Genomic DNA, 16,360 nt, shown 5'->3' with positions numbered 1-16,360 from the left:
GCACCGTGCGCTACAATGCCTGCCATGTTGACCGAACGGCTATTCGCACGCTCGGCGCGACCGTCCGGTTCGCCGGCGGATACGTCGCCGTCCCGCTGGCACCACGGACCGTGGTGGTCCAATTCCTATCTGCTCACCCCGCTTTTGTCGATCCTGGTGTTCCTGGTCGTCATGAGCCTGATTTTGTGGAGCCTTAACCGGCGCGAGCAACAACAGCAAGAAGACACGCTGTATCGAAATGTCGCATGGGCGCAGCAGCAGATCCGGCTGTCCATGACCAGCGCGCAGGAGCAGATCCAGTCGCTGTCGCGCGATCTGTCGGTCGGCCATGCCGACCCGCATTCGTTCCAGATTTCGACCGGCGACATCATGCAGGGTCATCCGGAAATCCTGTATCTGAACTGGTACACGAGCCAGCAGCAGCCGCGCTGGCCGGACACCGCACTGCCGGTTCTCGGTCAGCGCCTTGCCCGTCCGAACGACCAGCAGATGGACGAAGCAGTCAAAGCCGCGTTCGCCGAAGCGCGCGCCACGCGCCGCCAGGTCTATTCGCCGCTGATCTACGACGACCTCGGCAACGGCTACATCACGCTGCAGACGCCGGTTTATCGCGACCGCGACTTCCTCGGCTCGATTGCCGCCGTGTTCTCGATCGAGGGCATGCTCAAGCGCGACATTCCGCAGGAGTTGTCGGCGAAGTACAAGATTTCGATCGTCGATGTGAATAATCGCGAGCTCGCGACCACGTCGAGCCGTCCGCGCCTGCCGCGCGACGCGTTTTACGATCTGCCGCTCGATCCGCCCGGCCAGGGCGTGTCGGTGCGCGTGTACGCGTATCCGCAGATGACGAACTTCACGAACAACACGCTGGTCTGGCTGGTCGCCGGGCTCTCGTGTTTCGTCCTGTGGAGTCTGTGGAGCCTGTGGAAGCACACGCGGCAACGTTTCGAGGCGCAGCAGGCGCTGTACGCGGAAGCGTTTTTCCGGCGTGCGATGGAAAATTCGGTGTTGATCGGCATGCGCGTGCTCGACATGCACGGCCGTATCACGCACGTGAATCCGGCGTTTTGCCGGATGACCGGCTGGGACGAAGGCGATCTGGTCGGCAAGAACGCGCCCTTCCCGTACTGGCCACGCGACGCGTATCCGGAAATGCAGCGTCAACTCGACATGACGCTGCGCGGCAAGGCGCCGTCGTCCGGTTTCGAATTGCGCGTGCGGCGCAAGGACGGCACGTCGTTCCACGCACGGCTTTACGTGTCGCCGCTGATCGACAGTTCGGGGCGTCAGACCGGCTGGATGTCGTCGATGACCGACATCACCGAGCCGAAACGGGCGCGCGAGGAACTCGCCGCCGCGCACGAGCGCTTCACGACCGTGCTCGAAAGTCTCGACGCCGCCGTGTCCGTGCTCGCCGCCGACGAAGCGGAACTGCTGTTCGCGAACCGGTATTACCGGCATCTGTTCGGCATTCGCCCGGACGGACATCTGGAGCTGGCGGGCGGCGGATTCGACAGTTCGCAGGCGTCGTCCGACTCGATCGACATGGTGGACACCTACGCGGGCCTGCCCGCCGCCGCGTTGACAGAAAGCACCGCCGACGCACAGGAAGTGTATGTGCAGGGCATCCAGAAATGGTTTGAAGTGCGGCGTCAGTATATTCAGTGGGTGGACGGCCATCTGGCGCAAATGCAGATCGCGACGGATATCACCACCCGCAAGCAGGCGCAGGAACTCGCGCGTCAGCAGGACGAGAAGCTTCAATTCACGAGCCGCCTGATGACGATGGGCGAAATGGCGTCGTCGCTCGCGCACGAATTGAATCAGCCGCTCGCCGCGATTAATAACTATTGCTCCGGAACCGTTGCACTGGTTAAATCTGGCCGGACGACATCCGATAATCTGTTGCCGGTTCTGGAGAAAACCGCGCAGCAGGCGGTGCGGGCCGGGATGATTATCAAGCGGATTCGCGAGTTCGTGAAACGCAGCGAGCCGAAGCGTCAGGCAACCCGTGTATCGGATATTGTCGCGGACGCCGTTGGACTCGCCGAAATCGAAGCGCGCAAACGGCGCATCCGGATCGTGACGGATATGCGTTCGCGACTGCCGGTGATTTACGTCGATCCGGTTCTGATCGAGCAGGTTCTGGTGAATCTGTTGAAAAACGGCGCTGAGGCGATGCATGATGCGCGTCCCGATGCCGTGGATCCGGTGATTCGGGTCGTGGTCAGGCTGGATGCCGGATTCGTTTGCATCAGCGTGGTCGATCAAGGGCCGGGCGTCGATGAAGCGACCGCGGAGCGTCTGTTTGAACCGTTTTACAGCACCAAGTCCGACGGCATGGGCATGGGGTTGAATATTTGCCGTTCGATTATCGAATCGCATCGCGGCCGTCTGTGGGTGGTGAATAACATCGAATCCGATGGCCACGTCACAGGCGCCACGTTCCATTGCAGTCTGCCTATTGGAGAGCCCGATGGCCCGAGCAACGGCGGGTCACAGGCGCCGAAACCACAAACCGTTACGGGAGAGCTATGAATAGCCCAGTCACCACACAGGAAACTGTCTTTGTCGTCGACGACGACGAGGCCGTGCGAGATTCGCTGCGCTGGCTGCTGGAGGCGAACGGTTATCGCGTGCAGTGTTTTTCGAGCGCGGAGCAGTTTATCGACGCCTGGCAGCCGCATCAGCATCCGGGCCAGATTGCGTGTCTGATTCTCGACGTGCGGATGTCGGGAATGAGCGGGTTGGAATTACAGGAACGCTTGATTGCGGATAACACGTTGCTGCCGATTATCTTCGTGACCGGCCACGGCGATGTGCCGATGGCGGTTTCGACGATGAAAAAAGGCGCGATGGACTTTATCGAAAAGCCGTTCGACGAAGCCGAATTGCGCAAGCTGGTCGAGCGGATGCTGGACAAGGCACGCAGCGAGAGCACGAGTGTTCAGCAGCAGCGTGCGGCGGCCGAACGTCTTGGCAAGCTGACGGCGCGTGAGCATCAGGTGCTGGAGCGGATTATTGCCGGCCGGTTGAACAAGCAGATTGCCGATGATCTTGGCATTTCGATCAAGACGGTTGAGGCGCATCGCGCGAATATCATGGAGAAGCTGAACGTTAATACGGTGGCGGATCTGTTGAGGTTGGCGCTTTCTAATAAGCCGCAGCAGGCGTAATAACAGGTTTTTCCTTGCCGGGGGCTTTTGGGGTTTTTGCCTCCGGTGGGGTTTGGTTTTTGCTGGTTTTTGCTGGCCTGGTTTTGCTGGTTTTGCTGGTTTTGCTGGTTTTGCTGGTTTTGCTGGTTTTGGGTTTTTGGCTTGCTCCTGTTTCTCGGCGTTGCTGCTTTCGCGCTCGCTCTCTCGGTTTTTTCTCCGCCCTTCGGCTTCGGTTTTGCGCTCGGTTGTCCCGGTTTCGCGGTGGTCCGCCTGGATCGTCCCTGTGCGGGACCGCACCTACTTTTCTTTGCTCGCGCAAAGAAAAGTAGGCAAAAGAAAGCGCGTTTACACCGACACTTCGTAGCGAGTGGCGTCCTTTCAGAACGGGTAGTGGACCGCGCACGTTTGGAGCTGCCGCGCCGCCTGACGTGGTGGTCCGCACCCGCACATCCCGCCCGCTTCGCGGCGGTAGCCCACTTCAAAAACCCATTTTCGGAGCCTGTCAGAAATTTTGTGTGCGAGTCATGGTACTCATGGCCCGACAGTAAAGCGGTCTTCAAACTGGATGGCGAACTCCGTTCGCGCCGCGCTCCAGCACAGGGGCCGGTTGGTCCACTTGCCGACGATGTAGCGCAGGCTCAGCCAGATGAGTTTGAGCGCGGCTTCGTCGGATGGAAAGTGGCCCTTGTTGCGGATCGATTTGCGCACCTGGCTGTGCAGGCTCTCGATCGCGTTGGTCGTGTAGATCAGCGTGCGTACCGGCGCGGTGAACGCAAAGAACGGCACGACCTCTTCCCACTGCCGTCGCCACATCGGCACGATCGCCCGGTAGCGCTGGCCCCACTCGCCGGCCTCGAAGCGCGCCAGTTCCTGTTCGGCCGCCTCGGCGCCCGTCGCGGTGTAGACCGGCCTGAGCGCGGCGGCCAGCGCGGCGCGCTCCTTCCAGGTGGCGAACTGCATCGAGTTGCGCAGCAGGTGCACGATGCAGGTCTGGACCACCGTCTGCGGGAACACCGACACGATCGCCTCCGGAAACCCCTTGAGCCCGTCGACCACCGCGATCAGGATGTCGCGCGTGCCGCGCGCCTTCAGCTCGCTCATCACCCTGAGCCAGAACCGGGCGCCCTCGGTGTGCTCGATCCAGATGCCCAGCACGTCGCGGTAGCCCTCACAGTTCACGCCGATGGCCAGATACACGGCCTTGTTGCGCACCAGCCCCTCATCGCGGATCTTCACGCGCAGCGCATCGAAATAGACCAGCGCATACACCGGATCGAGCGGGCGCTCCTGCCAGGCCCGGACCTCGTCGAGCACCGCGTCGGTGACCGCCGACACCAGCTCGGGCGAGATCTCCAGGCCGTAGAGTTCGGCCACGTGGGCCTGGATATCGCGCGTACTCATGCCGCGCGCGTACAGCGCGATGATCTTCTGGTCGAAGCCGGGAAAGCGGCGCTGGTATTTGCCGATGAGCGCCGGATCAAAGCGGCCGTGGCGATCGCGGGGAATCGCCAGCTCCAGCGGGCCGTCCTCGCTGAGCACGGTCTTCGCGCTCGATCCGTTGCGGTGGTTGCCCGCGTCGTGCTCGAGCGGCTGGTCCAGATGCACGTCCATCTCGGCGTTGAGCATGCGCTCGGCCAGCGCCTTCTTGAGTTCGCCGAGCAGGCCCTGCGAACGCAGGACCGTCTGCGGATCCTGCCCCTTGAGCAGTTCGTCCAGCACCGCCGGATCGAACCGGCTCCTCGTCTTGCGCGTTGCCATATGACTCTCCTTGGCCCGTTGCGGGCAATCATATGACTCGCAGACACAAAATCGCTTACAGGCTCCATTTTCGCCACGTCGTTTGGCCGCCGCTTCGACGGTTCCAGCGCCGACTCGAAGCCCGGTTTTCGCCACACCATTCGGCCGGTTTAACGACGGTTCCGGCGTCAGCTCAAAGCCCGTTCACGCCACACGATTTTCCCGCCTTAACGACCCTTCCCGCGTCCGGCCCAAAACCCGGTTTGCCCCGGACCGCCCACCCTCCTTCGCGATGGTTTCGACGCTCCGAGTTGCCAGGAATTTTGCGCGCGCAACCATACCGGCGGATGCCAGGAAAGTGGGTTTTGTGACCGACGGAGTGCAGCGCGCGAATGACGCCGAGAGAAAAAGACGGGGCTGTGCCCGTCGGCTATCGCGAAGCGAACAGCCGGAACGAATGACTGCCCTGTCACCAAGTAAAGCGGTGCGGCAACTCAAATCGTGCGCGGACCACTACCCGATAATGAATAGACGCCACTCGCTACGAAGAAGCGGTGTAAACGCGCTTTCTTTTGCCTACTTTTCTTTGCGCGAGCAAAGAAAAGTAGGTGCGGTCCCGCACAGGGACGATCCAGGCATACCACCGCGAAACCGGGACCAACCAAACCAAACAGAACCAAACCAAGCCACCCCCACCCCCAACCCAAACACCCAAAAAAGCTATAATCCCGCCATCCACCGCCGCCGTGCGCACCTCGCCTCAACCCCAGCCCCATGCCCGGCGCAGCCACCAAGCCACCACCTATGACTGCCACCCTGATCGACGGCCTCGCCCTCTCCAAGACCCTTCGCGCCGATGTCGCTTCCCGCGCCGCCGCCCTCACCGCTCGCGGTCATCAACCGGGCCTCGCTGTCGTGCTGGTCGGTGACAATCCGGCTAGCGAGGTCTACGTCCGCAACAAGATCAAGGCATGCGAGGACACCGGCCTGCATTCGTCGTATGACCGCTACCCGGCCACGCTGTCGGAAGCCGACCTGCTCGCGCGGATCGATCAGCTGAACCGCGATCCGAAAATCCACGGCATCCTCGTCCAGTTGCCGCTGCCGAAACATATCGACAGCCACAAGGTGCTCGAAGCCATCTCGCCGGAAAAAGACGTCGACGGCTTTCACGTCGCCAATGCCGGTGCACTGATGACCGGCAAGCCGCTGTTTCGCCCCTGCACGCCCTACGGCGTGATGAAAATGTTCGACGCGTACAAGATCGCGCTGCAAGGCGCGAACGCGGTCGTGATCGGACGTTCGAATATCGTCGGCAAGCCGATGGCGCTGCTCCTGCTCGAAGCCGGCGCCACCGTCACGATCTGCCACAGCAAAACCCGCGATCTCGCCGCCCATACGCGCAACGCGGATATCGTCGTCGCGGCCACCGGTCTGCGTAATATCCTGACCGCCGATATGGTCAAGCCGGGCGCCGCCGTGATCGACGTCGGCATGAATCGCGACGAGGCCGGCAAGCTGTGCGGCGACGTCGACTTCGCAGGCGTCAAGGAAGTGGCCGGCTTCATCACGCCGGTCCCGGGCGGCGTCGGCCCGATGACCATCACGATGCTGCTCGTCAACACGATCGAAGCCGCCGAACGCGCCGCCGCTCACGCATAAACGCTCGCATAAACGCCCGCACAGGCACCGGCATCCACCGGTCGCAGATGCAAAAAGACCGCTGCTGAACGCCTTCTCCCGGCATTCACAGCGGTCTTTTTTACGTCCCATCCTCCCGCTACCTCACTCCGCCGCGACACCACTCGCCGGCGCACTCGCGCGACGCGCCATCCGTCGACGGCAACCCATTAACACCGGCCGCTCGACGCCATGCCACGACAACACCGCGCACGCGGCAATAAACGGCGCGGCAATCAGCACCGCCGTCAGATGATCCAGCCCCGGCGCGATATTCGCGACGCACTGCTGGACCATGAATCCGTAAATATAAATCCCGAACGAATAGTCGTTGCGCGGCACCCAGCGGCGCAGCATCGGCGTCGTGCCGAGCCACAGCACACCGTAAATGAACGCGAGATAAAACAGCGGCTGCGCGGCCGCAGTATCGTGAAACACGAGATACACCATCGTAAGACCGATCGCCGGTACACCGTTGATCACGATCCGCTCGCGCCATCCGTACAGCAGCATGCCCACCAGAAAGAACGGCTCCGGCCAGAACGAATAGCCACCGGGCTTGTCGGCGAAATCGCGCAGCGACGGATACAGGTCCGGCAAATGCACGCGCAACATAAACGCCGCGCTTCCGATCGCGAACGCCAGCAGCATCCCGCGACGCGTCGACAGCAAACCGAGCATGCCGGTCACCAGCACGATCAGATAACAGCGCACTTCGATCGGCAGCGTCCACAGCGGCGCACAGACATCGGCGACGAAACGGTTGTGCTCGAACACGCCAGGCAACGCCCAGCCCTTCTTCATCACGATCGTCGAGAAATTGTCGAGATTGGCCCATGTCATCGGCGACGCGAAATACTCGCGCAGCGGCAAGGTCGTGAACAGCGGCCCGATCAGAAACACGGTGACGAGCGAGCCCACCGCGACCGCCGGCCACAGACGCGCGATCCGCAGCACCATGAAGCGCGGCACCGAGCGTTGCCGGTCGAAACTGCCGGCAACCAGCATGCCGCTCAGCAGAAAGAACGCGTACACGCCAAGCGCGCCGAATCCATCGAAGCCGAGCGCGGCCTCGACGCCGTCACGATGACCGTCGGCGGCCTGCACGACGTAAGAATGCCCGTACACGACGAAAATCGCCGCGACGAGCCGCACCAGATCGAAATTGTTGCCGTTGCGTTTGAGTGCGTGCGAGAGCTGGATCATCGGAGGCTTCGAGCGGGGAATCACGTTGCTACGATGCCGCAAACGCTTGCGCGCGACAGTACGCTCACCCACAGAACGGCATGCGCGCCGCCCATCGTGCCGTGCGTCGTCACGCCGCACGGCCGTCACCCGATGACAGTCCAACGACAAGCCTGCGACAGCCTGAAGACCCCGCGCACAGCCCGCGCCGCGCCCCGTCCCATACCATCGCGCGACAACTTCTGATAATTTGTCCGGCAAGCCGGTTGGAAACGCGGTATCCCGCCCCAATCATCCAGAAAGCGGCGCAATGAAGTCCATGCGGTCGAACCGTCCGCGTGCGCATCGCGCCATTTTTACCCGCGTCAGACAGGAAGCACTATGTCCACTCAATCTTCGAAACACGACAACCCGCTCCTCGATTTTTCCGATCTGCCGCGTTTTGGCGAAATTCGCCCCGAACACGTAACGCCTGCCCTAGACGTGCTGCTCGCCGATGCGAATGCCGCCGTCGATCGCGCCAGCCAGCCGTCCACGCCCGCATCGTGGGCCGATGTGGTCGAACCGGTCGAGCGCGCCACCGAACCGCTCGCGCGCGCGTGGGGCGTGATCGGCCATCTGAACGCCGTCGCCGATACGCCGGAACTGCGCGCGGTGTACGGTGAAAACCTGCCGCGCGTCACCGAATTCTGGTCGAGCGTCGGACAAAACCTGGCGCTGTACGAAAAGTACAAGGCGCTGTCGGCGAGCGGTGAATTTCCGTCGTTGACGGCCGAGCGCAAAAAGATCCTCGATAACTCGCTGCGCGATTTCCGTCTGTCGGGCGCGGAATTGCCGGAAGACCGCAAACCGCATTTCGCCGAATTGCAGGAACGCCAGGCGGGCTTGTCGAAAGGTTTTTCGGATCACGTACTCGACGCGACCAACGCGTATTCGTATATCGTCGAAAACGAGGCGGAGCTTGTCGGCCTGCCCGACGATGTGATCGAAGGCGCGAAAGAAGCGGCCGAACGCGAAGGCCTGAACAATGGCGCCGACCGGCAGGCGTGGAAGTTCACGCTGCATTTCCCGTCGTATTTCCCGGTGATGCAATACTCGGAAAACCGTGCGATGCGCGAAACGATGTACCGCGCCTACGTCACGCGCGCGTCCGAAATGGGCCCGACTTACGGCCGCGGCAAGCCGGAATGGGACAACACCGCGAACATCGCCGAGCAGCTCAAGCTGCGCGCGGAAGAATCGCATATGCTCGGCTACCGGAATTTCGCCGAAGTGTCGCTTGCGCCGAAGATGGCGGAATCGCCTGCGCAGGTGATGGCCTTCCTCGAAGACCTCGCCACGCGCGCGCGCCCGCACGCTGAAAAAGACTGGCAGGAACTGCGCGATTTCGCTGCCAACGAACTCGGCATGACCGAGCTTCAGCCGTGGGACATGACCTTCGCCGCCGAGCGTCTGCGTCAGAAGCGCTATGCGTTCTCCGAAAACGAAGTCAAACAGTATTTCCCGGAAGACGCGGTATTCAAGGGCTTGTTCAAGGTCACGGAAACGCTGTTCGGCGTGAAGATCCGTCGTGACGAAGCGGCCGTGTGGCATCCGGACGTGCGCTTTTTCCGCGTCGAGAATCAGGACGGCGGCCTTGTCGCGCAGTTCTATCTCGACCTCTACGCGCGCGAAGGCAAACGCGGCGGCGCATGGATGGACGACGCCCGCGCGCGTCACAAGCACGCGCACGGCGCCGTGCAGACGCCGGTTGCGTATCTGACCTGCAACTTCTCGGCGCCGGTCGGCGGCAAACCCGCCTGCTTCACGCACGACGAAGTGATCACGCTGTTCCACGAGTTCGGCCACGGGCTGCATCACATGCTCACGCGCGTCGACGAACTCGGCGTGTCGGGTATCAACGGCGTCGAATGGGATGCGGTCGAACTGCCGTCGCAGTTCATGGAAAATTTCGCGTGGGAGTGGGACGTGCTGTCCGACATGACGTCGCACGTCGAAACCGCGAAACCGTTGCCGCGCGATCTGTTCGACAAGATGCTGGCGGCAAAGAACTTCCAGAGCGGTTTGGGCACGTTGCGCCAGATCGTGTTCTCGATGTTCGACATGCAGTTGCACGTCGATTTCGATCCGTCGGGCACGAAGAGCGCGAACGATCTCGCGCGCGAAATCAACGAGCGTTTCCACGTCGTGCCGCAAGCGGCGTTCTCGCGCTGGCCGAACACGTTCAGCCATATTTTCGCGGGCGGTTACGCGGCCGGTTACTACAGCTACAAGTGGGCGGAAGTGTTGTCGGCGGATGCGTATGCGGCGTTCGAAGAGGCCGCGCAGGCCGCGAGCGGCAGCGTGCTGGATGCGGCAACGGGCACGCGCTATCGTAAAGAGATTCTCGAAGTGGGCGGCAGCCGTCCCGCGATGGAATCGTTCAAGGCGTTCCGCGGCCGCGAGCCGAATATCGACGCGTTGCTGCGTCATAACGGCATGACGCCGGGCGCAACGCACTAAGCGCTCTGACGTAGCGCGCCGTACCACATACGGCGCGCGCTCACGATAAAAAGCCGGCGGTTGCGATAGCAACCGCCGGCTTTTTTCATGCGGCGGATCAGCCGCGACGCAGCTTGAAATCCACGTGCGCGGGCCGCCCTTCCAGCGACAGCGTCGCGCGCGCGGCCGGCGCTCGGCTGACGACCTTGCCGCGGCTCACCACTGCCGTCCGTCCGGCGCGCAGGCGGATCGCTTCGACCGGATCGCGTGCATCGAGCACCACCAGATTAGCCGCGCAGCCAGGCGCGATGCCGTAGCCTTCGAGACCGAGGATGCGCGCCGGGTTGACCGTCACCGCGTCGAAGCACGCGTGCATCGCGTCGAGCCCGGTCATCTGCGCGACGTGCAGGCCCATGTGCGCGACTTCGAGCATGTCGCCGGACCCGAGGCTGTACCACGGGTCCATCACGCAATCGTGGCCGAACGCGACGTTGATGCCCGCCGCCATCATCTCCGGCACGCGCGTCATCCCGCGTCGTTTGGGATACGTGTCGCTGCGGCCTTGCAGCGTGATGTTGATCAGCGGATTCGCGATCGCCGCGACGCCCGCCTCGCGAATCAGCGGCAACAGTTTGCTGACGTAGTAGTTATCCATCGAATGCATCGACGTCAGATGCGAGCCGGTCACGCGTCCATGCAGACCGAGACGATGCGTTTCGGCAGCCAGCGTCTCGATATGGCGCGACATCGGATCGTCCGATTCGTCGCAATGCATATCGACGCGCAAGCCCTTCTCCGCCGCGAATTCGCACAGAAGTCGCACCGACGCCGCGCCGTCGCTCATGGTCCGTTCGAAATGCGGGATACCGCCGACCACATCGACACCCATCGAAATCGCGCGCTTCAGGTTGTCGAACGCGCCCGGACTGCGCAGCACGCCGTCTTGCGGAAACGCGACCAGTTGCAGATCGAGATACGGCGCGACACGGCGCTTCACTTCGACCAGCGCCTCGACCGCGAGCAGACGCGGATCGCACACATCGACATGACTGCGGATCGCCAGCAGACCGCGCGCGACCGCCCAGTCACAATAGTCGAGCGCGCGATCGATCAACGCCTGCTGCGTCAGCTCCGGCTTCAGTTCGCCCCATAGCGCGATGCCTTCGAGCAGCGTGCCGGACGCGTTCACGCGCGGCAAGCCATACGACAGCGTCGCGTCCATATGGAAATGCGGATCGACGAACGGCGGCGTGACCAGCGCGCCGGCCGCATCGATCTCTTCGGCGGCGGTCGCGGCGAGCCGCGGCTGCACGGCGACGATGCGCCCCGCGTCGATGCCGATATCGACGGGTTCGGTGAATTCGGTGGCGGGCGCCGCACTGCGCGGCAGGACGGCACGGCGGATGATCAGATCCATGTATCGCTCCTCGATGTCTGCTACCGATTCTAGCGGCGCCAGAAAGCCCGTGGGCGGCTTCGTTGCGTAGGCGTGGGTGTTTGCAGCACCGACCACACCCGCGCCGTACTGGCGGCTTTTACGTGGACCGTACCGCTTTGGCCCAAACGCGCCGCCTATACTCGATTAATTTCGGCGAAGGTCGATGACGCTCGACGACACGGGCAACACAGACACGACAGGAACACACAGCATGAAGACGATAGGCGTGATCGGCGGGATGAGTTGGGAATCGTCCGCCGAGTATTACCGGCTGCTCAACCGTCACGCGAAAGCGCGGCTTGGCGGCCATCACAATGCGCGCAACCTGATGGTGACGGTGGACTTCGCCGAAGTCGAAGCATGCCAGCGCGCGGGCGACTGGGACGCGCTCGGTGTGCAGATGTCGAATGCCGCGCAGCAACTCGAACGCGGCGGCGCCGACCTCGTGATTCTCGCGACCAACACGATGCACCGGGTACATGCCGCGATCGAAGCGGCCATCAGCGTGCCGTTCCTGCATATCGCAGATCCGACCGGCAGTGCATTGCGCGCGGCAGGCGTCGAGCGTGTCGGCTTGCTGGGCACGCGCTATACGATGGAACAGGATTTTTACAGCGGACGTCTGCGTGACAGATACGCACTCGATACGTTGACGCCGAACGAAGCGGATCGCGCGAACGTGCACCGGATCATTTACGACGAACTGTGTCACGGCGAAATCGAAGCGGCGTCGCGCGATGTGTATCGACGCGTTATCGACGATCTCGCTGCGCGCGGCGCGCAGGCGGTGATCCTGGGTTGTACGGAAATCACGCTGCTGATCAAGCCGGAACACGCTTCGTTGCCGGTGTTCGATACGACGGCGTTGCATGCGCAAGCCGCAGTCGAATGGGCGATCGGTACGGACGATACCGTGCGTTGATGTGATGTCTTGCGTGCGATGCGCTGACGCATGATGCGCATCGCGGAAACATCGAACACGATGCAGAGGCACCAATGCAAAAAGCCCGCGTGGCATGCGCCAGCGGGCTTTTAAACATCTTGGTTGCGGGGACAGGATTTGAACCTGTGACCTTCGGGTTATGAGCCCGACGAGCTGCCAGACTGCTCCACCCCGCGTCAGAGAGACCGAATAGTACTGACGTGACGGAGATGCGTCAAGCGATCTCGTTAATTATTTTCAACGGACGACTTTGCGAGCCGAAACGCATGAACCGAAGTTCATAGATCCTTGACGCTCGCACCTTCGATCTTGCCGTCGATGATGTCGGCGCCATACTGGCTCGCGCTGCGTTTCGCGACACCGAAGTCGGAGAACGTCAGCGGCAACACGAGGCGAAACACGCGACTCGCCTTCGACCCGCTGATCGCACCGGGACGGCACACGCGCACCGCGACGTCATACCCTTCTGCCTGGCGTTTGTGACCGTCGAACTTGTCGAACTCACGCGAGAACACCAGCGGGTGCACTTCGAAGTCCTTATAGAGCGCGGGATAAAGTCGTTCGGCCATGACGTGTCTCCGGTTCATGAGTATCGACTCACTATACGCCGCACGCCGACACGCTCCGCGATTTATTTTGGCGCGGCGCGAGCACGGACGGGCGCGACGATCGCGGTAAAATCAGCGGATGAACCGGCGCTGTCCGGCCGACCCAACACGAGAAAATCAATGAAGTTAGCCACCTGGAACGTCAACTCCCTGAAAGTGCGTCAACAGCACGTGATCGACTGGCTCGAAACGAGTCAGGTCGACGTACTGTGTCTCCAGGAACTGAAGATGACCGACGACAAATTTCCGCGCGCCGCACTCGAAGAGAAAGGCTACCGGAGCTGGTTCGCCGGACAGAAAACCTATAACGGCGTCGGCATTCTGGTGCGCGACGGATTGACCGTGGACGACGTCACCGTCGTGCGCAACATCCCCGGTTTCGACGATCCGCAGCAACGCGTGATCGCGGCGACGGTGGAAGGCGTGCGGGTGATTTCCGCTTACTTTCCGAACGGCCAGGCGCCCGGCAGCGAGAAGTTCGCGTACAAACTGCGCTGGCTCGAAGCGCTGCATGACTGGGTCGGCGGCGAGCTTGCGGTGCACCCGAATCTCGCGCTGCTCGGCGACTACAACATCGCCCCCGACGATCGCGACGTGCACGATCCAAAAGCGTGGGAAGGACAGAACCTGGTGTCGCCGGAAGAGCGCGCGGAATTCGTGCGGCTGATCGAACTCGGTCTGGTCGATGCATTCCGGATGTTCGAACAGCCGGAGAAAGTGTTCTCGTGGTGGGACTACCGGATGCTCGCGTTTCGCCGCAACGCAGGTCTGCGCATCGACCACATCCTGCTGTCCTCCACGCTCGCCACGCGCTGCACCGGATGCGAGGTCGATCGCGTGCCGCGCAAGTGGGAACAGCCGTCGGACCACGCACCGGTCGTCGCGACACTCGGCTGACAGCCGGGCGTCGCGTCATGCGGCGTGTGGTCGCCGCTCGCGCTACACGCCGCCCAGACACGCCCACAGGAAGCGGTAGACCATCGCGTCGTGTTCGGCCTGTTCGAGCTCGTCACCGCCGCCGTGGCCGCCTTCAGTATTCTCGCGATACCACACCTGCGGATGCCCGAAATCCTGCATCCGCGCGACCATCTTGCGCGCGTGTCCGGGGTGAACGCGATCGTCGCTGGTCGAGGTCGCGAACAGCACGGGCGGATACGTCGCGTCTTTCGACACGCGGTGATACGGCGAGTACGTTGCCAGCGCCTGCGCTTCTTGAGCGTCGTCGGGGTCGCCGTATTCGTCGATCCACGACGCGCCTGCGTGCAGCAGGTGATACCGGCTCATATCGAGCAACGGCACTTCGCAAACCACCGCGCCGAACAGTTCCGGGCGTTGCGTCAAGCACGCGCCGACCAGCAGGCCGCCGTTGCTGCCGCCCTTGATACCCAGTTGCGCCGCGGTCGTGATGCCTTCGGCGATCAGCGCCTGCGCGACCGCGATAAAGTCGTCGAAAGCGCGCTGACGATGCTCGCCTTGCGCCGCGAGATGCCACGCCGTGCCGAACTCGCCGCCGCCGCGAATATTCGCGACGACGAACACACCGCCCTGCTCCAGCCAGCCGATGCCGGGTCCGGTCAGATAGTTCGGCGTCAACGGAATCGCGAAGCCGCCGTAACCGGTCAGCAGACACGGCAACGGCTTGCGTGCGGCGTCCGCTCCGGCGTCGAGCAAGCTGCGCGGTCCGATCATCGTGAACGGCACGCGCGTGCCGTCAGCGGATACGGCGTGACCGCGTTTCACCGTGAACGGCGTCGCGTCGAACTGCGTCGGCCAGCGGTCGAGCAACTCCCATTGCGTCAGGTCGCCGTGCGCGAAATCGGCCAGGTCGGTCAGGCAATATTCCGGCGGCAGCAGATAGTCGTCCACATCGACGAAGACTTCGTCGTTCAGCGTCGGTTCGACCGGCGATACATCGACCTGCGAACTCGCGCGCGCGGGAAACGCGCGCGATTGCCAATGCCACGCGCCGTCGTCGGCGGCGACCGTTTGCCAGAGCATGGTCTTGCCCTGCACATCGTCGAGGTACGACACGATCAGTTGATGCCGCGTGTGAGTCCATTCGCACGCTGACGTCTGCGCATTCGGCTCGAACAGCACGGTGAAGCGTCGCTCGCCGCGCATAAATGCATCTTCGCGGATCGCCAGCAGCGCGCCGCCTGCGAAGGTCGCGCCGTCACACGTCCAGTCGAGACGCGGCTCCAGCATCAACCAGCCTTGCCACGCGCCCACGCCGACATGCGACGGCAGGTCGTAACGCTGCCATTGACCGTCGGCATCCGGGTAATACGAATGCGAGTCGAAGAAATCGACGCTGCGGATCACCGCGTGACGGCCTTCGACAGGGTCGTACGAGCCTTCCACGCCGATGTCGCCGAATTCGCCACGGAACACCACAGGCGCATCGGCGAGCGCCGTGCCACGAGCCCAGCGGCGCACGTCGCGCGGATAGCCGGAGCGCGTCAGCGTGCGCTTGCCGTGATCCCAGCCGACATACACCGCATCGCGATCGATCCACGACACCGTGTGCTTGCCCGCGTCGTCGATGCGGAATCCGCCGTCGATAAAGCGTTGCGCGTCGATATCGAACTCGCGCACGACAACCGCATCCGAGCCGCCCGGCGACAAGGTCACCAGCGCGCGATCGCCGTCCGGATAAAGAATGTCGAGATCGACGCAGACCCACGGTGTGTCTTCCGCCGCGCCCAGCGCGTCGAGGTCGAGCAGGTTCTGCCACGTGTGCGTGCCCGCGCGCCAGTCGGCCCACGGCGTGCGTCGCCAGATCCCTTTCGGGTTGTGCTCGTCCTGCCACAAGTCGTACGCCCAGTCCTGCCAGCGATCGGGAATCACCGGCCGCTCCTGCGGCAGATACGCGGCGGCAAGGCGCCGGCGCAAGCTCGCGAACTGCTCGCCGGTACACCACGCGTCGCGCGTGCGGACGTTCTGCTGTTCGACCCACGCCATCGCGGCGGAATCGTCGAGCACTTCGAGCGACAAAAAGGGATCGGGGGAAAGCGGCCAGATGGAGGACAAAGCGGAATCAGGCATGGTGGACCATCGAAACTCGAGAGCGTCGATTATGCCTTGACCGGACGCCGCGAGCGGAGGCGCCCAAAAAAACGGCTACGCGAAGTAC

General features: G+C 62.8%; 11 protein-coding genes and 1 tRNA gene. 6 read left to right on the top strand and 6 right to left on the bottom strand.

Annotation, left to right across the window (positions count from 1 at the left end; all coding sequences use genetic code 11):
• Positions 1 to 24: 24 nt before the first annotated feature.
• Positions 25 to 2,538, top strand: coding sequence for an oxygen sensor histidine kinase FixL (fixL, locus tag PW947_RS26255; RefSeq protein ID WP_299636026.1), 2,514 nt, complete (start codon positions 25 to 27; stop codon positions 2,536 to 2,538).
• A complete protein-coding gene (gene fixJ, locus PW947_RS26250; protein WP_299636024.1) occupies positions 2,535 to 3,176 on the top strand; it encodes an oxygen response regulator transcription factor FixJ in 642 nt (213 codons plus the stop codon). The genes fixL and fixJ overlap by 4 nt, the downstream gene beginning before the upstream one ends.
• A gap of 510 nt (positions 3,177 to 3,686) precedes the next feature.
• Here the strand turns inward: fixJ and PW947_RS26245 are convergent.
• Entirely contained in the window at positions 3,687 to 4,913 is a 1,227-nt protein-coding gene (locus PW947_RS26245) for an IS256 family transposase (RefSeq protein WP_299630214.1), read from the bottom strand.
• Positions 4,914 to 5,696: 783 nt separating this feature from the next.
• On the opposite strand from PW947_RS26245, the gene folD reads away from it, so the two are divergent.
• A complete protein-coding gene (gene folD / locus PW947_RS26240) occupies positions 5,697 to 6,554 on the top strand; it encodes a bifunctional methylenetetrahydrofolate dehydrogenase/methenyltetrahydrofolate cyclohydrolase FolD (RefSeq protein WP_299635293.1) in 858 nt (285 codons plus the stop codon).
• Between the two features lie 123 nt (positions 6,555 to 6,677).
• Here folD and PW947_RS26235 read toward each other — a convergent pair whose 3' ends face one another.
• The gene (locus PW947_RS26235; RefSeq protein WP_299635292.1) at positions 6,678 to 7,778 is read right to left on the bottom strand and encodes an acyltransferase; all 1,101 of its coding nucleotides are present in this window, start codon (positions 7,776 to 7,778) and stop codon (positions 6,678 to 6,680) included.
• 360 nt (positions 7,779 to 8,138) lie between these two features.
• Between PW947_RS26235 and PW947_RS26230 the strand changes: the two genes are divergently transcribed.
• Positions 8,139 to 10,259, top strand: coding sequence for a M3 family metallopeptidase (locus PW947_RS26230; RefSeq protein ID WP_299635291.1), 2,121 nt, complete (start codon positions 8,139 to 8,141; stop codon positions 10,257 to 10,259).
• Between the two features lie 97 nt (positions 10,260 to 10,356).
• Here PW947_RS26230 and PW947_RS26225 read toward each other — a convergent pair whose 3' ends face one another.
• Complete coding sequence (locus PW947_RS26225; RefSeq protein WP_299635290.1) at positions 10,357 to 11,655, bottom strand: amidohydrolase family protein; 1,299 nt, start codon at positions 11,653 to 11,655, stop codon at positions 10,357 to 10,359.
• A 232-nt stretch (positions 11,656 to 11,887) separates the two neighbouring features.
• On the opposite strand from PW947_RS26225, the gene PW947_RS26220 reads away from it, so the two are divergent.
• On the top strand, positions 11,888 to 12,598 hold the full coding sequence (locus PW947_RS26220) for an aspartate/glutamate racemase family protein (protein ID WP_299635289.1): 711 nt from the start codon (positions 11,888 to 11,890) through the stop codon (positions 12,596 to 12,598).
• A gap of 120 nt (positions 12,599 to 12,718) precedes the next feature.
• Here PW947_RS26220 and PW947_RS26215 read toward each other — a convergent pair.
• Positions 12,719 to 12,795: transfer RNA gene (locus tag PW947_RS26215), tRNA-Met, on the bottom strand.
• A 102-nt stretch (positions 12,796 to 12,897) separates the two neighbouring features.
• Positions 12,898 to 13,188 (bottom strand): hypothetical protein, encoded by a 291-nt coding sequence (locus PW947_RS26210; protein ID WP_299635288.1) that lies wholly within the window; start codon positions 13,186 to 13,188, stop codon positions 12,898 to 12,900.
• Between the two features lie 159 nt (positions 13,189 to 13,347).
• Here PW947_RS26210 and xth point away from each other — a divergent pair, with 159 nt between their 5' ends.
• Positions 13,348 to 14,124, top strand: coding sequence for an exodeoxyribonuclease III (gene xth, locus PW947_RS26205; RefSeq protein WP_299635287.1), 777 nt, complete (start codon positions 13,348 to 13,350; stop codon positions 14,122 to 14,124).
• Positions 14,125 to 14,166: 42 nt separating this feature from the next.
• Here the strand turns inward: xth and PW947_RS26200 are convergent, their stop codons facing one another.
• Positions 14,167 to 16,272 (bottom strand): prolyl oligopeptidase family serine peptidase, encoded by a 2,106-nt coding sequence (locus PW947_RS26200; protein ID WP_299635286.1) that lies wholly within the window; start codon positions 16,270 to 16,272, stop codon positions 14,167 to 14,169.
• Positions 16,273 to 16,360 lie beyond the last annotated feature (88 nt).

Origin of the sequence: Paraburkholderia sp. (assembly GCF_028283785.1) — a bacterium.
Taxonomy (GTDB): Bacteria; Pseudomonadota; Gammaproteobacteria; order Burkholderiales; family Burkholderiaceae; genus Paraburkholderia.
Note: the sequence above shows the minus strand (reverse complement) of the source record. Positions and strands in the feature narration are given on the sequence as shown.